Here is a 14,239-nt window from a genome sequence, read left to right as displayed (position 1 = left end):
TCAAAGGCCCAGCAGATCGGCCACTTCAGGCGCAATCATGGCTGGTGACCACGGGGGATCATAGGCCAGGGTCACATTCACCAGTTCGACCCCGTCGACGTGCCAGGCGCATTCCTCGATGCCCTGGCGGATATAGTCGGTCGCCGGGCAGCCGCGGGTCGTGGTGGTCATGGTGATGTTGACGATGCAGCCATCGCTGACGGTGATGGCGTAGACCATGCCCAGATCAACGACATTCTGGCCCAGCTCGGGGTCAATCACCATTTTGAGTGCCGTGCGGACCGCCTCGATCAACCCGGCATCATCCGGCGCGGTCAAGACTTGGCACCCGCGCGAATCATCAGCCGATAGGCTTCGCCCGCCTCGTCAAAGTCGCCGGCCCAGGCGTGGCCGCGCGCCTGCAGTTCGGGAAACAGGAACAGCGGCTCGCGTCCCAGCAGGGCGAACAGCACCTCGCCCTCGCTCATGGTCTCGAGCATGGCCAGAATGCGTACCATGGGCTCGGGCGGATCGAGTTCGGAGCAGTCAAGATAATGGGCCGGATCGGGCCAGGTCTCGGGCGCATCGGCCTTGGACACCACCGCCGGACTACCCCCGTCACCGGGCGTAAAAATCACCATCCAGTCGCCATTTTCGAGCGGCGTGGCCTCATGGGTATAGCCCTTGGCCGCCATCACATTGAACAGCGGCTCGGGCTTGAAGGTGACCAGCAGTTTGAGGCGCTGGCCGGCCTGTAGTTGGTTTACCGCCGCCATTATCGCGCCGAATGGCTCTCCGCCATTGAGCAGCAGCGGGCGAACATCGAGTTCATGATCAGTCATGATGGACTCCTGATAATGGATTTGGGTCGGAAAAGATGGGGCAGCGCCGTGCTGCCGCGCAACTTGAGGGGAACATTGAGCAGCCCGCGCGTACGGTAGAAGTGGCGGACTATGGCGAGGGTGGCAAACAATTGCACCCCCACAAACAGCTGAAAGGCGATTGGCAGATCAACGAGCAGCGTCAAGGTGCCAAAGCCAACGGCGGCGTAATAGGCGCCGAACCAGGGCGCGGCGTGCGGTTCATCGACCAGATCCTGCACCCGCGGCGTCTGCCGCTTGCCCATCACCGGCGCAAAACACTCCAGCCAGGTCATGAAGGCAATGATCTTGTAGAGCTTGGACAGGCCCAGCCCCGTCAGCCAGCCAAAGACAAACAGATAGGTCAGCGCACCAATATGGCTCGACAACTGTCCAGCCACGAGCAGGCCGACCAATAACAGGACCGTCGCACCCAGCGCGGCAAAGCCACCGATGGCGGCCTGGGCATTGAGCTCGATGACGCGCCGCTTGCGCTGCCGATACAGCGCCACGATATCGCGGCCATAAAGCGCCAGGGCGACCAGCCCGCTCACGCCAGCGACCAGCAGCATGGCCGGCAGTCCTGCCGTCGCCACCATGGCGAAGGGCGTCGCTGCGGCCACAACCAGCAGCGCCGCGATGCCGGCATACAGCACCAGACGGGTAGAAAAGCCCTCGGCATCCGGCGCCAGCATGAACATGGCGAACAGCCGGTAACTCACGCCCATGGCGCTCAGTGTCATCCAGCCGCCCAGGCCCAGCAGGGCATGCAGCGGGACGCCATGGGTCCACAGTGACAGCACCTCCTCGCCACCCGCCAGGCCTGAAATGGTCAATGCAAACGTCTCGCCCAGCGCCACCGTCCCGGTCAGGGCCGCGAGCCCGGCCACGACGAATTTGGTCGGCAGCGTCAGCGGCCTTGCTTGCCACATGGTGCGCCCCAGGGTGGCGATGACGGCGCCGAAGCCCAGCATCAGCAGCAGACCACCAACCGGTAGTACTTCGAGGGGCGCACTGATAATGCCGGCCATGCTGGCGAAGCCGCTCAACAGGGCGGCGAGCCCGGCCAGAATCAGCAGCAGCGCCGGCGCCGACAGGTCCGGCCATTGCAGCGGTCGGGCCACCAGCACAGGAACAAATTGCAGCAGGGCGCCAGTCATCAACAGGCTCAACCAGCCTATGGTGGTCAGGTGCACCAGCAGCAGGGTTTCGGGCGCCGCCAGGGCAACAGTTGGATAGCCAAATCCAGCCGCCATCAACGCCTCGGCGCCAATCAGGCAGACGAGCGCCGCAGCGAAATAGCTCATTGTCCAGCGTGACAGACTTGCGCCCAGCATGGCTTATCTCCCGGTTGCGGGTGGCGCCGCAATGCGGCACCACCCCAAGCAAAGCCGCTAGGCGGCTGCCTGGCGACCAAGTTCCACACGCCAGACTTCAGGACCACTCTCGAGATAGGTCCAGGAGAACTGCCCGGGATACTCAGCCTGCAATTGGTAGTGCAGCGGCATCGGATCGTGATCATTGATGATCACAAAGGCGTCGCCAATTTCCAGCGCATTGGCCATTCCGAAGATTCGCGGATGCCGTTCGCGCGGCGGTACAGTGCGCACATCAATAAAGGCTGCGGCAGACTCGGTATCTGGCATGGTGTTTCAATCTCCAATGGCCGCGAGCGAAAAGGCACACCGGGCGTCGGCCAAAAAGCCCAGCTGATCCGCTCTTAGGCGCATTATCACCGCGCCACTTTGTCGCCCGTCAAACAACAGGCAGACTGCAGACGGCCGCGCAGTGCAGTCGCCAGATAATGGCGCCAGCTTGATCCGGGTCAAACACACCCCCCTCGACAGTGATAGGGTCCCATCGGCTGACGGAAAGCCACCGGGCCCCTGTTGGCGACATCGCCCATTACCAGTGGACAAGTGATCCGGGCCTCCCCGCCGAGTGAAGGGAATGGAGTAAAATTGACGCAATTCCTGTTGGCGCTCTTGCTGTTTTTGGCCATGCACATCATCCCGGCGGTCCCCCCCATACGGGCGGGTCTGATCGCGATGATGGGGCGGCGCGCCTATTTGCTGGTCTATTCACTGGTGTCGCTGGTGCTGCTGGGCTGGGTATTCCATGCCGCCATGCGGCTCGATTTCATACCCCTGTGGGACCCCGCCGCCTGGCAGGCCTGGGTGCCAATGGTGCTGACGCCACTGGCCATGGCCCTGCTGGTTGCCGGCCTGCTCAGTCCCAATCCCGCTTCGGTCACCCTGCGCGGGCCAGCGGCCGAGCCAGGCGCCGTCACGACCATCACCCGTCACCCGGTGCTGTGGGGCTTTGCCCTGTGGGCCGGCAGCCATCTGGTGCCCAATGGCGATGTGCGCAGCCTGCTGCTGTTCGGCTCATTCCTCGCCTTTGCGCTGCTGGGGATCTGGATGACGGAGCGCCGGGCCCGCCGGCGTCTGGGCGAGCAATGGAATGCCATCACCCTCAGCACCTCGGTCATACCCTTCGCTGCCCTGCTGACTGGACGGGCCCGCCTGCGGGTCGATGGCCCGCTCGTCAGCGGCGTCCTTGGCAGCGCCGCCCTCACCGTCTGGCTGCTGCTGGGCGGCCACGTCGTCCTGTTCAACGCCGACCCGCTGGTCCTGACGACCCTGTAACTGGAATTTTGAGCGATGCAAGCAGACCTTATCGAGCGCTACAGCGCCCCCGTCCCGCGTTATACCAGCTACCCGACGGCGCCACACTTTCATGCAGGCATCACGCCAGAGATTTACGCCTCATGGCTGGCCGCGTTGGCCCAGGACGCCACCATCTCGCTCTATCTGCATATCCCCTATTGTGACCGCCTGTGCTGGTTTTGCGGCTGCCACACCAAGCACACGCTGCGCTACGAGCCGATTGCCAGCTATCTCGAGGCGCTGTTTGCCGAAATCGACTGGGTTGCCGACCAGCTCGATGGCAAGGGCGTGGTAACGGCCATCCATCTGGGCGGGGGCTCGCCCACCATGCTGAGCGCCGAAGATATGGCGCGGCTCAAGCTTCGGCTGTCCACCCGGTTCACCATATCGCCAACTGCCGAAATCAGTATCGAAATCGATCCCAACGACCTGGGCGAGGATCGGTTCGACGCCATGGCCGCGTTCGGACTCACCCGCGCCAGCGTCGGCGTGCAGGATTTTGACCCCAAGGTGCAGCGGGCCATCAATCGCCTGCAGAGCTTCGAGCAAACCCAGCATGTCATCGACTCCGTGCGCGCCCGCGGCGTGCATTCGGTCAATGTGGATGTGCTTTACGGCCTGCCCTACCAGACGCTGACCAGTATCGAACAGACGATTGCCAAGACACTGCTGCTGGCTGCGGACCGCACCGCGCTGTTTGGCTACGCGCATGTGCCCTGGATGAAAAAGCACCAGCAGATGATTCCCGACGAGGCCCTGCCCGATATCCAGGAACGCTTCGCCCAATCCCAGCTGGCGGCTCGCCTGCTGACCGAGGGCGGATTGCACCCGATTGGCTTTGACCATTTCGCCCGCGACAGTGACAGCCTGTCCATTGCTGCCAGAAACAACAAGCTGCGCCGCAATTTCCAGGGCTATACCGATGATGGGGCTGACGCCCTGATCGGGCTTGGCGCCTCGGCCATTGGCCAATTACCGCAGGGCTATGTGCAGAATATTACCCCGACCGGCGACTATCAGAAGGCAGTGCTCTCCGGTACCGGCGCCACCGCCCGCGGCTTTTCCCTCGCACCAACCGATCGCCTGCATGCCCGCGCCATCGAATCCCTTCTATGTCGTTTCGATATCGAAAGGCGTGACCTTGAGGCTTTTGGCCCGGAGGGCGCGGCGCTGTTCGACTATGCCCTTGACCTCGCCGCAACCGATCCGGACGGACTGACCCAGGCGGACGCCGACCGCTTCGCCATGACGGACCTGGGGCGCCCCTTTGTCCGGGCCATTGCCGCGCGCTTCGACAGCTATCTCACAGAGGGCAAGGCCCGGCACTCGCTGGCAGTCTAGCTGGCCTCGCCAGTCCATTCCGGGGCCAGTTGATCAGGCCACAGGCGCAGCAGATCAATGGCTTTGGCCGCCAGATGATCGACAATCTCGTCGACGCTGGCGGGCTTGTTGTAGAAGGCCGGCACCGGCGGCATGACGATGCCCCCCATCTCGGTCACCGCCACCATATTGCGCAGATGACCCAGATGCAGTGGCGTCTCGCGGGCCAGCAGCAGCAGCGGGCGACGCTCCTTGAGATGGACGTCTGCTGCCCGCACGATCAGATTATCAGCAAGGCCATTGGCGATCGCTGCCAGCGTGTGCATCGAGCACGGCACCACCAGCATGCCTGCCGATGCGAACGATCCGCTGGCGATACCGGCGCCGACGTCATCAATGGCGTGGACGCTATGCGCCAGCGCACGCAGGCGAGATGCTGCCGTTGCGCCCACTTCGTGGGCCAGCGTACGCTCGGCCGCGCCAGACAGGACCAGGTGCACGGCGATCTGTGTTGCGGCCAGGCGCTCGACTACCCGCACGCCAATGGCCGCGCCTGATGCGCCAGTAATGGCGACAACCACCCGTCTCATGGGGCCACCGCGGAAAGACCGAGTTCATCCCAGATCGCGTCGACGCGCGATACAACCTCGTCCGACATGGTCAACACCCGGCCCCATTCGCGGCTGGTCTCGGCGCCCAGCTTGTTGGTCGCATCAAGCCCCAGCTTGCCACCCAGTCCGGGCTGGGCTGAGGCGAAATCGAGATAGTCGATTGGCGTATCGGGAACGATGACAACGTCGCGTGGTGCGTCAAACCGGGTGGCCAGCGCCCACATCACATCGTGCCAGTCGCGCACATTGATATCGCCATCCACCATGATGATCAGCTTGGTGTAACTGAACTGCGGCAACATCGACCACAGCCCCATCATCACGCGGCGCGCCTGTCCTGGATAGCGCTTGTCGATGGCCACCACCATGGCGCGATAGGAACAGGCCTCCGGCGGCATCCACAAATCGATGATTTCGGGGAACTGTCGCTTGGCCAGCGGCACAAATAGCGGCGTCATGGCTGCGCCTAATTGCGACGGCTCATCAGGCGGCCGACCGGTATAGGTCGAGAGATAGATTGGCTTGTCACGCATGGTGATGGCGCTCAGCGTCAGCACCGGAAACGGCTCGACGCTGTTGTAGTAGCCGGTGTGGTCGCCATAGGGCCCCTCAGGTGCCGTCTCGGTCACCGACACATGCCCTTCCAGGATGATCTCGGTATGGGCTGGCACCGGTAGCGGCACCGTCTTGCCCTGCACCACCTTGGTCCGGCTGCGCCGCAACAGCCCGGCAAAACCCAGCTCGCTCATGCCCTCGGGCAGTGGCATGACAGCCGCCAGAATTGTTGCGGGATCCGCGCCGATGGCGATGGCCACCGGCATGTCGCGCCCCAATTGCTGCCACTGCCGATGATGCCGCGCCCCGCCCCGATGCGCCAACCAGCGCATGATGACCCGGTCCTTGCCCAGCACCTGCATGCGATAGATGCCCACATTGATATCGTCGGGGTCATCGGGGGAGCAGGTGATGACCAAGGGCCAGGTGATCAGTGGGGCTGGTTCACCCGGCCAGCACCACTGGATCGGCAGGCGGCCCAGATCGATATCCTCGCCGGTCCAGACTTGCGACTGACACGGCGCCCGCTGCACCCGCCGCGTGCGCATGCTGAGCGCCGCCGCCAGCAATGAGCGCTGGCCCCAGGCCTGCCTGAGGCCACGTGGTGCCCGCGGGTCGCGCAGCCCGGCCATGGCCTCTCCCAGATCCGGCAAAGCCGCCGGTTCAAGCCCGAGCCCCCAGGCGATCCGCTCGGTCGTGCCGAACAGATTGACCAGCACCGGCACCTCGCCAACACGCCCCGCTGCGTCGACGGGTTGTTCGATCAGCAGGGCGGGCCCGCCAGCCGACAGCACCCGGCGGTGAATTTCGGTCAGTTCATGCACCAGGCTGATCGGCCTGGAGAGACGATGCAGGCGCCCGCGCTGCTCCAGTTCACGCAGAAACCCCCGCAAATCGCGCTGCAGGGGGAAGGTCGTATCGGGGAGCGCCTGACTGGACATCCGCGCCACTCTAGCCACAAACGCTGCCCCGTCTTTGTCCCAGAACAATGTACCGATTGTCCGAAGGGCGCATTCTACCCGCAACCAACGCACAGGGCGCCGCAATGAACCTACCAAGGGCCGTCATATTACCGATCAATGTCACGCCACTGCCGCTGGTGCAGCGGGCGACTGCCATGGTCTTCAACCAGGTGCTCAAACAGCATCCGAACCTGTTCGACCGGCTCGGCAACTACGCCAGCAAATCCTTCCGCTTCACGCCGGTTGATCTCGACCTGTCGTTCCGCATTGTGCCGTCTGAGCGCTCCATTAGTGTCACACGCGCCGACCATCCGATGCGCGCTGATGCAACTGTGACCGGGCCTATGCTGACCCTGCTGGCGCTGCTGGAAGGTCATATCGACGGCGACGCCATCTTTTTTGCCCGTGGCCTGACGGTTACCGGCGACATGGAGGCGCTGCTTGCCCTGCGCAATGCGCTCGACGACAACGGGCTGGACCTGGCCGAGGACATTGGCCGGGCGGCGGGACCGTTTTCACATCTGGTAACGCGCGTGGCGCAAGCCATTCGTCAGCGCGCTCTAACGGGGACTGTCCAACCATGGAATTGATTTGCCCGGCCGGCACGCCGTCGGCCTTTCGCGGTGCTGTCGATGCCGGCGCCGACGCCGTCTATTGCGGCTTTCGCAACGAGACCAATGCCCGCAACTTCCCCGGCCTGAATTTTTCGCCCGAGGAACTGGCCGGATCGATCGCCTATGGCAAGGCTCACGGCGTCCATACCTATGTCGCGCTCAACACCTTCATGCGCGCCGGAGCCGAACAGATCTGGTATGAGGGGGTCGACACCGCCGTCCAACTGGGCGCCGATGCGTTGATCGTCGCCGATATCGCGCTGATGGCCTATGTGGCCGAGCGCCACCCCCAGCAGCGCCTGCACGCTTCGGTGCAGGCGTCCGCCTCCAATGCCGACGCGGTCAATTTCCTGGTCGAAAGCTTCGGCGTCAAGCGCCTGGTGTTGCCGCGCGTGCTCACCGTCACCGATATTGCCACTTTGGCGCCCAAGGTGGCCTGCGAGCTGGAGGTTTTTGCCTTCGGCGGGCTCTGCGTCATGGCCGAAGGGCGATGCTCGCTCTCCTCCTACGCAACGGGACAATCGCCCAACATGCAGGGCGTGTGCTCGCCCGCCAGCCATGTGCACTATCGTGAGGACGGTGCGGACATGGTCTCGGAACTGGGTGGCTACACCATCAACCGGTTTGGTCCGGGCGAAGCGGCCGGCTACCCCACGCTGTGCAAGGGGCGTTTTCACATCGCCGATGATGACGGCTACGCCTTCGAAGATCCCACCAGCCTCGATGTCATGGAACATCTGGACGCCTTGACCGCCGCCGGCGTCGTCGCTCTCAAGATTGAGGGGCGGCAGCGCGGCAAAGCCTATGTCGCCGAGGTGGTTTCGCGGCTGCGGCAAGCGCTTGCGGCAACACCGCAGGACCGTCCGGCCATCCTTAGCCAGTTGCGCCGGCTCAGTGAAGGGCAGCAGACCACGGCCGGCGCCTACGAAAAGAAGTGGCGCTGACCCATGACCGCAACCGCACTAAAGCTCAAGTTCACCCTCGGTCCCGTTCCCTATCTGTGGGACGGTGAAGAATGGCGTGACTTCTATTTTCGCATTGCCGACTCTGCATGGATCGATGCGGTGACTCTGGGTGAGGTCGTGTGTTCAAAGCGCACCCATTTCATCCAACCCTATATTGACGAAGTCGTGGCCCGGCTCGAACAGGCAGGCAAGCAGGTCGCGCTGGCCTCTCTGGCCATGGTCACGCTGGAACGCGAAGCCGAGGCCACCCGCCGTCTCGCCAGATCCGACATCAGGCTGATTGAAGCCAATGATCTGTCGGCGATCGGGCTTCTGGCCGGCAAGCCCCATCTGGTGGGGCCATTCGTCAATGTCTACAATGGCGCGACCGCGCGGATGCTGGCGGCCCGTGGCGCGAGCAGAATTTGTCTGGGCCCGGAACTGTCGGCTGCATCGGTCGCTGCCATCATTGCGGACGCCCCCGGCATAGACTTCGAAGTCTTCGGCTTTGGCCGCCTGCCCCTGGCGATTTCCGCCCGCTGCGCCCACGCCCGCGCCAAAGGACACAGCAAGGACAATTGCCAGTTCGTCTGCCGGGAGGACCCGGACGGCCTGGCAGTCGACACGCTGGACGGACAGTCCTTCCTGTCGCTCAACGGCGTGCAGACCATGTCGCACACCTGTCAGGTACTGCTGGCCGAACTGCCCATGCTGGCCCAGGCCGGGGTCACCCATCTCAGATTGTCGCCGCAACGCTGCGACATGAATGCTGTCGCGACCGTGTTTGCCGATGTGCGGGATGGCCGCACCAGTGCGCTGGAAGGCGAGCAGCAGCTGGCCGCGATCTATCCCGAGGCGCCATTCTCCAATGGATTCTACCACGGTGTCGTCGGCGCAGACTGGATTGCGGCCCCGTCCGCCGATCAATTGGTGACATCATGACGCGCGGCTCTCCGGCACAGCCCGAGCAGCTCGATGAAGATCCCCGGCATCTGGTCGCCCGCATCCGCAATGTAATTGGCACCGTCGCGCTCGACTGCGATTGCCGCCAGCGGGTCAATGATGCGCTGTTCCGCTTTGTCGAACAGGAACAGCAGCGTCATGACCGGCGCAGCCTGCAGGACGCGCGCCAGTCGCGCGCCTCCATTGCCGCACTGGTGGAATTGCTCGGCGAACTGGAGGATGTCTCCTGGCGCGAGGATGATCGCAGCGTGTTTCCCGAACTGGCGTGTATTTTCGAGGACATCAAACGCCTCGCCGAAGCGGGGGCTGCCGCCCTGCGCATGGTGTCCCAGCCATAGGCAACAAACCGGGGGACTACAGCAGTTCCGGCTCGCGCTGCAGGCGGATCCCAAAGCGGTCATGGACGGTGGTGACCACGTGTTCGGCCAGCCCTAGCACGTCGGTACAGCTGGCCCCGCCATGGTTGACCAGCACCAGGGCATGCTGGGCGGACACGCCCACCGGCCCGTCCCGATAGCCCTTCAAACCCGCCTGCTCGATCAACCAGCCCGCCGAGAGCTTGATCGCGCCATCGGCCTGAGCGTAAGCCGGGGCCGTTGGATGGGCGGCCATGAAGGCTGCGCCGATAGCCGCCGGCACCACTGGATTGTGAAAGAAGGAACCGGCATTGCCCAGGCCACGCCAGTCCGGTATTTTTGCGGCCCGCAATTGCAGGACCCTGTCCATGACCACGGATGGATGGTCCGGCGCTGCAAGCGCCGACAGATCGCGATAGGAAAGTTCGGGCTTTGCCGACCGGCTCAAGCGCAGCCGCACGCGCGCCACGACGTAACGCCCCCTGTGCTCCTTGAACAGGCTGTGGCGATAGGCAAAGCGGCAGGCCGGACCGTCCAGCTCAACGAAGGCGCCGGCCACCCGATCATAGGCCCGCAGCGACACAAACCGGTCACTGAGCTCAACGCCATAGGCGCCAATATTCTGCACGGGGGCGGCGCCAACGGTTCCCGGAATACCGGCAAGATTCTCCAGCCCCCACAGCCCTTCCCCAACAGTGTGGGCGACCAGCGCGTGCCAATTCTCGCCGGCCTGCGCATCCAGAATGAGATCGCCATTGTCGCCGACGATCAGCTCCCGCCCCCGCGTCGCTATCAGGGCGGTAATGCCATCAAAGCGCTCGCTCAGGATGACATTGCTGCCCTCGCCCAGCATGCGCACCGGCAGGCCCTGCTGGTCCGCCAGCGCGAACAGCGACGGGATTTCGGCCTCGTCGACAATGGTACGGGCGAATTGCGAGTGCGCAGCAAGCCCGAAGGTATTGTGCGCCGTCAGGTCGTAATCCTGCGACAGGAACTGGTTCATGGCGCGCCCATCGACTCCGTTTTGTCCGGGGCGGACAAGACGACGGGAGCGCACAGCTTGCAAGTACCTATTGTCGAGCGCCGCGGTATCTGTCGCGTCCGTCCGGTCGCTAGGCGGCGCCGCCAGCCGACTTGCTGCGTGCGCCTTCGGCCCATTTGAGAATGTCGCTCGAGGACATGGCCCCGGAAACCCGGGCGACTTCCTTGCCGCCTTCGAACAGCAGCATGGTGGGGATGCCGCGGATGGCCAGACGCGTGGACAGCTCGGGGGCTTCGTCCGAATTGAGCTTGAGAAAACGCATGCCGGGCTCGGCCTTGCTGGCCGCCTCGGCAAATTGCGGGCTCATGACCCGGCACGGTCCGCACCAGGGCGCCCAGACATCGACCAGCACGGGAATGTCGGTCTTGGCGATCTGACGCTCGAGATTGCTGGCGGACATGTCGGCCGGGGTGCCGCTGAACAGCGCGGTTCCGCACTTGCCACACTTGCCGGCAGCGGCGTCCTTGTCGGTTGAAACCCGGTTGATGGCACCACAGGCGGTGCAGACGACGTGATTGGATTGGCTCATCTTATGTCCTGACGCGAGTTGTCGGGGGATGGTCTGAAGCTATCTGACCAATTGCATGCGCACCAGCTTGGCGCCGAGCAGCAGCCAGGGCGCGCCATGGAACACCAGATCGAAAATGTCCATTGGCCGGGTCAGCGTGCCGTTGAACAGCATGCGGATCTTTTCCACCAGATGGGGTTCGGGCAGGAACGGCGCCAGACCCAAAGTGAGCGCCAGCAAGATGAAGGGCGTAAGCGGGAGACTGTCGAACCAATCCATGGTGAACCTCTGCATTCTTCAATATTAGAACTACCTAATATACATTCTGCTTCGGCGCAAGGGATGGGTCATAAAGAATGGCTTGCTCAGGCTGAGGCGGATCGGGGCACGAAAATCCGCTGCGCCCGAGAATTTGGCCAAGCCATCGCCAGACACCGCCCAGGGGGCTGCACTAGAGTGCGCGCAATGTGAAATATGGAGTTTGAGCATGCGTTTTGCACTGTTTGCCGCCGCCGCGGTCATGAGCGTCGCCAGCATGGCCACTGCCGTCCAGGCCGAGCGCCTGACCGACGCGCCGCTGGTTGATGCAGGCTGGCTGGAACAGCATTTGGGCAATGAAGGCCTGGTGGTCCTCGACGTGCGCGATCCCGTCGACAATGTTGCCGCCTATGACAGCGCACACATTCCCGGCGCCATTTCGGCCCCCTATGGTTCGTCCGGCTGGCGCCTGGAAATCGACGGCGTACCCGGCCAGTTCCCCGGTGTCGAAGCCACCTCCGCGCTGATTGGCAAGCTGGGCATTGGCAATGACGACCATGTCGTCATCGTGCCGCAGGGCACCAATTCCTCCGAATTCGGCGCCGCAACCCGCGTCTACTGGACCTTCAAGGTGCTCGGCCATGACGCCGTGTCGATTCTCGATGGTGGCGCTCGGGCCTGGGAAGCCGCTGGCGGCGAGGTGAGCGCCGCTGCCACCGTGCTCGAGCCGACCAGCTTCAACGCCAATTTCCAGCAGCACCTACTGGCAACCACGGCTGATGTCCAGGCTGCCCTGGCTGACGGCACCACATTGGTCGACGGTCGTCCGGTCGCCCAGTATCGCGGCGAAAGCAAGAGCCCGGTGGCGCGCGTTGCCGGCACCATTCCCGGCGCCGTCAATATCGACAATGGCCTGCTCTACAATGCCGACAGCGCCTCCCATATCAGCGCCGATCAGGTGGCACAGCTGGCATCCGGCGTTGGCCTGGGCGCCGACGAAGCCAATATTGCCTTCTGCAATACCGGCCACTGGGCATCGGTGGTCTGGTTCGGCCTGTCCGAAGTGCAGGGCAACAAGAATACCCGCATGTATGACGGCTCGCTGGCCGAATGGACCGCTGACGAAGCGCGTCCGGTTGCCAACGGCATCTAGCTGCTACGCCGGCTCAACAATCAACAATGTCCAGAGCCCCGGTTCTGGACATTGCGCGTTCGGGCCTCCAATAGTCGACCAGGTTTTCCAAGGGGGCGTGCGCGCCATGAGTGAGATTTCTGCCACCAGTTCGGGGCCCGCGCCGGCGTCAGGCGCCCTTAATGTCGACAAGGGCGTTGTGCTGGTCGTTGCGCTGCTGATGGTGCTTGCTGCGCAGGTCATCGGACAAGTGATTTCGCCCCGCCAGTCGCTGCTATTCCTGATCGGCGGCCTGTTGGGCGCAACGCTGTATCACGCTTCCTTCGGTTTCACCGGTGGCTGGCGGCGAATGGTGGTCGAGCGCCGTGGCCGGGCCATGCGCGCCCAGATGCTGATGATCGCCGTGGCCGCCATCGCCTTCATGCCGCTGTTGGCCATGGGCAATGTGTTCGGTCAGCCGCTGGTTGGCGCCATGGCCCCAGTGGGTGTCTCAGTGCTGGTCGGCGCGGCCCTGTTTGGCCTCGGCATGCAATTGGGTGGCGGCTGCGGTTCGGGGACACTGTTCACCGTTGGCGGCGGTAGCGCCCGCATGCTGGTCACCTTGCTATTCTTCATCATCGGCGCGGTCGCGGGTACCGCCCACCTGCCCTATTGGCTCACTTTACCAGCTTTGCCGCCAACCAGTCTGGGAACATTGTTCGGTGTTCCCGGTGGTGTGGCTGTGACCCTGCTGGGTCTGGCAGCCATTGCCGGCGTTACGGCGCTGATCGAGCGCTCGCGGCATGGCAGTCTTGAAGCTGCTCCCCGCCCGACCCGAAAGGGTCTCGAGCGGCTGCTGCATGGCCCTTGGCCGCTGGTGGGTGCCGGATTGGCGCTGGCGGCGCTGAACCTGGCGACACTGCTGGTGGCGGGCCATCCCTGGTCGATCACTTATGGCTTTGGGCTCTGGGGCGCCAAGCTTGCCCAGGCTGTCGGCGTCCCCGTCGCCAGCTGGGAGTTCTGGACCTGGCCGGCCCAGGCCAGCGCCCTCAATGACAGCGTATTGGCTGACACCACCTCGGTGATGAATTTCGGGATCATCCTGGGCGCCGCACTGACCGCCGGTCTGGCCGGCAAGTTCGCCCCCAAGGTCGCGGTACCGCTGCTGTCGCTGCTCGCAGCCGCGCTGGGTGGCCTGCTGATGGGATATGGCGCGCGACTGTCGTTTGGCTGCAATATCGGGGCGCTGTTTTCGGGCATTGCGTCGGGCAGCCTGCATGGCTGGCTGTGGTTTGCCGCTGCCTTTGTCGGTAGCCTCGCTGGCGTCTATGCGCGCCCCCTCTTTGGTATGGACGGTTTCAAACGCTCATGAGCAATCGCAATACTCTCCTGTTCGGCGCTGCGCTGATCGCCGCAACCGGCGCCGTGGCGGCAGATCATGTCGCCCATCGGGTTGCTGCCCCTCCAGCCGTCGCGGCGGCTTCGCC

At 63.9% G+C, this 14,239-nt stretch carries 17 protein-coding genes; 8 read left to right on the top strand and 9 right to left on the bottom strand.

Annotated features, from left to right (window positions below):
• The 4 genes from ABFY71_RS16530 to ABFY71_RS16515 are packed head-to-tail and all read right to left on the bottom strand — an operon-like array spanning nt 1 to nt 2,485.
• On the bottom strand, nt 1–318 hold the full coding sequence (locus ABFY71_RS16530; RefSeq protein WP_347947045.1) for a metal-sulfur cluster assembly factor: 318 nt from the start codon (nt 316–318) through the stop codon (nt 1–3).
• Nucleotides 315–821 carry a DUF2249 domain-containing protein gene (locus tag ABFY71_RS16525; RefSeq protein ID WP_347947044.1) on the bottom strand — a complete coding sequence of 169 codons (507 nt, stop codon included), beginning with the start codon at nt 819–821 and terminating at the stop codon, nt 315–317. The genes ABFY71_RS16530 and ABFY71_RS16525 overlap by 4 nt, the downstream gene beginning before the upstream one ends.
• The gene (locus tag ABFY71_RS16520) at nt 818–2,176 is read right to left on the bottom strand and encodes a hypothetical protein (RefSeq protein ID WP_347947043.1); all 1,359 of its coding nucleotides are present in this window, start codon (nt 2,174–2,176) and stop codon (nt 818–820) included. The genes ABFY71_RS16525 and ABFY71_RS16520 overlap by 4 nt, the downstream gene beginning before the upstream one ends.
• 57 nt (nt 2,177–2,233) lie before the next feature.
• Complete coding sequence (locus tag ABFY71_RS16515) at nt 2,234–2,485, bottom strand: DUF2249 domain-containing protein (RefSeq protein WP_347947042.1); 252 nt, start codon at nt 2,483–2,485, stop codon at nt 2,234–2,236.
• 315 nt (nt 2,486–2,800) lie between these two features.
• Between ABFY71_RS16515 and ABFY71_RS16510 the strand changes: the two genes are divergently transcribed.
• Both ABFY71_RS16510 and hemN read left to right on the top strand, forming a co-directional pair.
• Nucleotides 2,801–3,487 (top strand): NnrU family protein, encoded by a 687-nt coding sequence (locus ABFY71_RS16510; protein WP_347947041.1) that lies wholly within the window; start codon nt 2,801–2,803, stop codon nt 3,485–3,487.
• A 15-nt stretch (nt 3,488–3,502) separates the two neighbouring features.
• Nucleotides 3,503–4,849, top strand: coding sequence for an oxygen-independent coproporphyrinogen III oxidase (gene hemN, locus ABFY71_RS16505; RefSeq protein WP_347947040.1), 1,347 nt, complete (start codon nt 3,503–3,505; stop codon nt 4,847–4,849).
• On the opposite strand, the gene ABFY71_RS16500 is transcribed toward hemN, so the two are convergent.
• The gene (locus ABFY71_RS16500) at nt 4,846–5,418 is read right to left on the bottom strand and encodes a UbiX family flavin prenyltransferase (protein ID WP_347947039.1); all 573 of its coding nucleotides are present in this window, start codon (nt 5,416–5,418) and stop codon (nt 4,846–4,848) included. The genes hemN and ABFY71_RS16500 overlap by 4 nt on opposite strands.
• Entirely contained in the window at nt 5,415–6,935 is a 1,521-nt protein-coding gene (locus ABFY71_RS16495) for a UbiD family decarboxylase (protein WP_347947038.1), read from the bottom strand. Before ABFY71_RS16495 ends, ABFY71_RS16500 begins: the two co-directional genes overlap by 4 nt.
• 104 nt (nt 6,936–7,039) lie before the next feature.
• Here ABFY71_RS16495 and ubiT point away from each other — a divergent pair, with 104 nt between their 5' ends.
• From ubiT to ABFY71_RS16475, 4 genes are read left to right on the top strand one after another with little or no spacing between them, the layout of a single operon-like run.
• Nucleotides 7,040–7,546: a ubiquinone anaerobic biosynthesis accessory factor UbiT gene (gene ubiT / locus ABFY71_RS16490; RefSeq protein WP_347947037.1), complete on the top strand. Its 507-nt coding sequence runs from the start codon at nt 7,040–7,042 to the stop codon at nt 7,544–7,546.
• Nucleotides 7,537–8,514 carry a ubiquinone anaerobic biosynthesis protein UbiU gene (ubiU, locus tag ABFY71_RS16485; RefSeq protein ID WP_347947036.1) on the top strand — a complete coding sequence of 326 codons (978 nt, stop codon included), beginning with the start codon at nt 7,537–7,539 and terminating at the stop codon, nt 8,512–8,514. The genes ubiT and ubiU overlap by 10 nt, the downstream gene beginning before the upstream one ends.
• Nucleotides 8,515–8,517: 3 nt before the next feature.
• Nucleotides 8,518–9,456: a ubiquinone anaerobic biosynthesis protein UbiV gene (ubiV, locus tag ABFY71_RS16480; protein WP_347947035.1), complete on the top strand. Its 939-nt coding sequence runs from the start codon at nt 8,518–8,520 to the stop codon at nt 9,454–9,456.
• Complete coding sequence (locus ABFY71_RS16475) at nt 9,453–9,815, top strand: hypothetical protein (protein ID WP_347947034.1); 363 nt, start codon at nt 9,453–9,455, stop codon at nt 9,813–9,815. Before ubiV ends, ABFY71_RS16475 begins: the two co-directional genes overlap by 4 nt.
• A gap of 16 nt (nt 9,816–9,831) precedes the next feature.
• Here ABFY71_RS16475 and murB read toward each other — a convergent pair whose 3' ends face one another.
• The 3 genes from murB to ABFY71_RS16460 all read right to left on the bottom strand — a co-directional run bounded on the left by murB (nt 9,832) and on the right by ABFY71_RS16460 (nt 11,662).
• Complete coding sequence (gene murB / locus ABFY71_RS16470; RefSeq protein WP_347947033.1) at nt 9,832–10,836, bottom strand: UDP-N-acetylmuramate dehydrogenase; 1,005 nt, start codon at nt 10,834–10,836, stop codon at nt 9,832–9,834.
• A 109-nt stretch (nt 10,837–10,945) separates the two neighbouring features.
• Entirely contained in the window at nt 10,946–11,404 is a 459-nt protein-coding gene (gene trxC / locus ABFY71_RS16465) for a thioredoxin TrxC (protein ID WP_347947032.1), read from the bottom strand.
• Between the two features lie 39 nt (nt 11,405–11,443).
• Entirely contained in the window at nt 11,444–11,662 is a 219-nt protein-coding gene (locus tag ABFY71_RS16460) for a hypothetical protein (protein ID WP_305580901.1), read from the bottom strand.
• Between the two features lie 208 nt (nt 11,663–11,870).
• Between ABFY71_RS16460 and ABFY71_RS16455 the strand changes: the two genes are divergently transcribed.
• Together ABFY71_RS16455 and ABFY71_RS16450 are read left to right on the top strand one after the other, a co-directional pair.
• Complete coding sequence (locus tag ABFY71_RS16455) at nt 11,871–12,794, top strand: sulfurtransferase (RefSeq protein ID WP_347947031.1); 924 nt, start codon at nt 11,871–11,873, stop codon at nt 12,792–12,794.
• Nucleotides 12,795–12,900: 106 nt separating this feature from the next.
• On the top strand, nt 12,901–14,124 hold the full coding sequence (locus ABFY71_RS16450; protein ID WP_347947030.1) for a YeeE/YedE family protein: 1,224 nt from the start codon (nt 12,901–12,903) through the stop codon (nt 14,122–14,124).
• Nucleotides 14,125–14,239 lie beyond the last annotated feature (115 nt).

This window comes from Devosia alba, from assembly GCF_039938915.1.
GTDB classification, from domain to species: domain Bacteria; phylum Pseudomonadota; class Alphaproteobacteria; order Rhizobiales; family Devosiaceae; genus Devosia; species Devosia alba.
This window is presented reverse-complemented; position numbering and strand designations above follow the sequence as displayed.

Excerpts from the sequence above, each read along its gene's own strand:
- ABFY71_RS16525 (WP_347947044.1), bottom strand. The coding sequence starts at position 821 with ATGACTGATCATGAACTCGATGTTCGCCCGCTGCTGCTCAATGGCGGA.
- ABFY71_RS16520 (WP_347947043.1), bottom strand. The coding sequence starts at position 2,176 with ATGCTGGGCGCAAGTCTGTCACGCTGGACAATGAGCTATTTCGCTGCG.
- ABFY71_RS16515 (WP_347947042.1), bottom strand. The coding sequence starts at position 2,485 with ATGCCAGATACCGAGTCTGCCGCAGCCTTTATTGATGTGCGCACTGTA.
- hemN (WP_347947040.1), top strand. The coding sequence starts at position 3,503 with ATGCAAGCAGACCTTATCGAGCGCTACAGCGCCCCCGTCCCGCGTTAT.
- ABFY71_RS16500 (WP_347947039.1), bottom strand. The coding sequence starts at position 5,418 with ATGAGACGGGTGGTTGTCGCCATTACTGGCGCATCAGGCGCGGCCATT.
- ABFY71_RS16495 (WP_347947038.1), bottom strand. The coding sequence starts at position 6,935 with ATGTCCAGTCAGGCGCTCCCCGATACGACCTTCCCCCTGCAGCGCGAT.
- ubiT (WP_347947037.1), top strand. The coding sequence starts at position 7,040 with ATGAACCTACCAAGGGCCGTCATATTACCGATCAATGTCACGCCACTG.
- ubiU (WP_347947036.1), top strand. The coding sequence starts at position 7,537 with ATGGAATTGATTTGCCCGGCCGGCACGCCGTCGGCCTTTCGCGGTGCT.
- ubiV (WP_347947035.1), top strand. The coding sequence starts at position 8,518 with ATGACCGCAACCGCACTAAAGCTCAAGTTCACCCTCGGTCCCGTTCCC.
- ABFY71_RS16475 (WP_347947034.1), top strand. The coding sequence starts at position 9,453 with ATGACGCGCGGCTCTCCGGCACAGCCCGAGCAGCTCGATGAAGATCCC.
- murB (WP_347947033.1), bottom strand. The coding sequence starts at position 10,836 with ATGAACCAGTTCCTGTCGCAGGATTACGACCTGACGGCGCACAATACC.
- trxC (WP_347947032.1), bottom strand. The coding sequence starts at position 11,404 with ATGAGCCAATCCAATCACGTCGTCTGCACCGCCTGTGGTGCCATCAAC.
- ABFY71_RS16460 (WP_305580901.1), bottom strand. The coding sequence starts at position 11,662 with ATGGATTGGTTCGACAGTCTCCCGCTTACGCCCTTCATCTTGCTGGCG.
- ABFY71_RS16455 (WP_347947031.1), top strand. The coding sequence starts at position 11,871 with ATGCGTTTTGCACTGTTTGCCGCCGCCGCGGTCATGAGCGTCGCCAGC.
- ABFY71_RS16450 (WP_347947030.1), top strand. The coding sequence starts at position 12,901 with ATGAGTGAGATTTCTGCCACCAGTTCGGGGCCCGCGCCGGCGTCAGGC.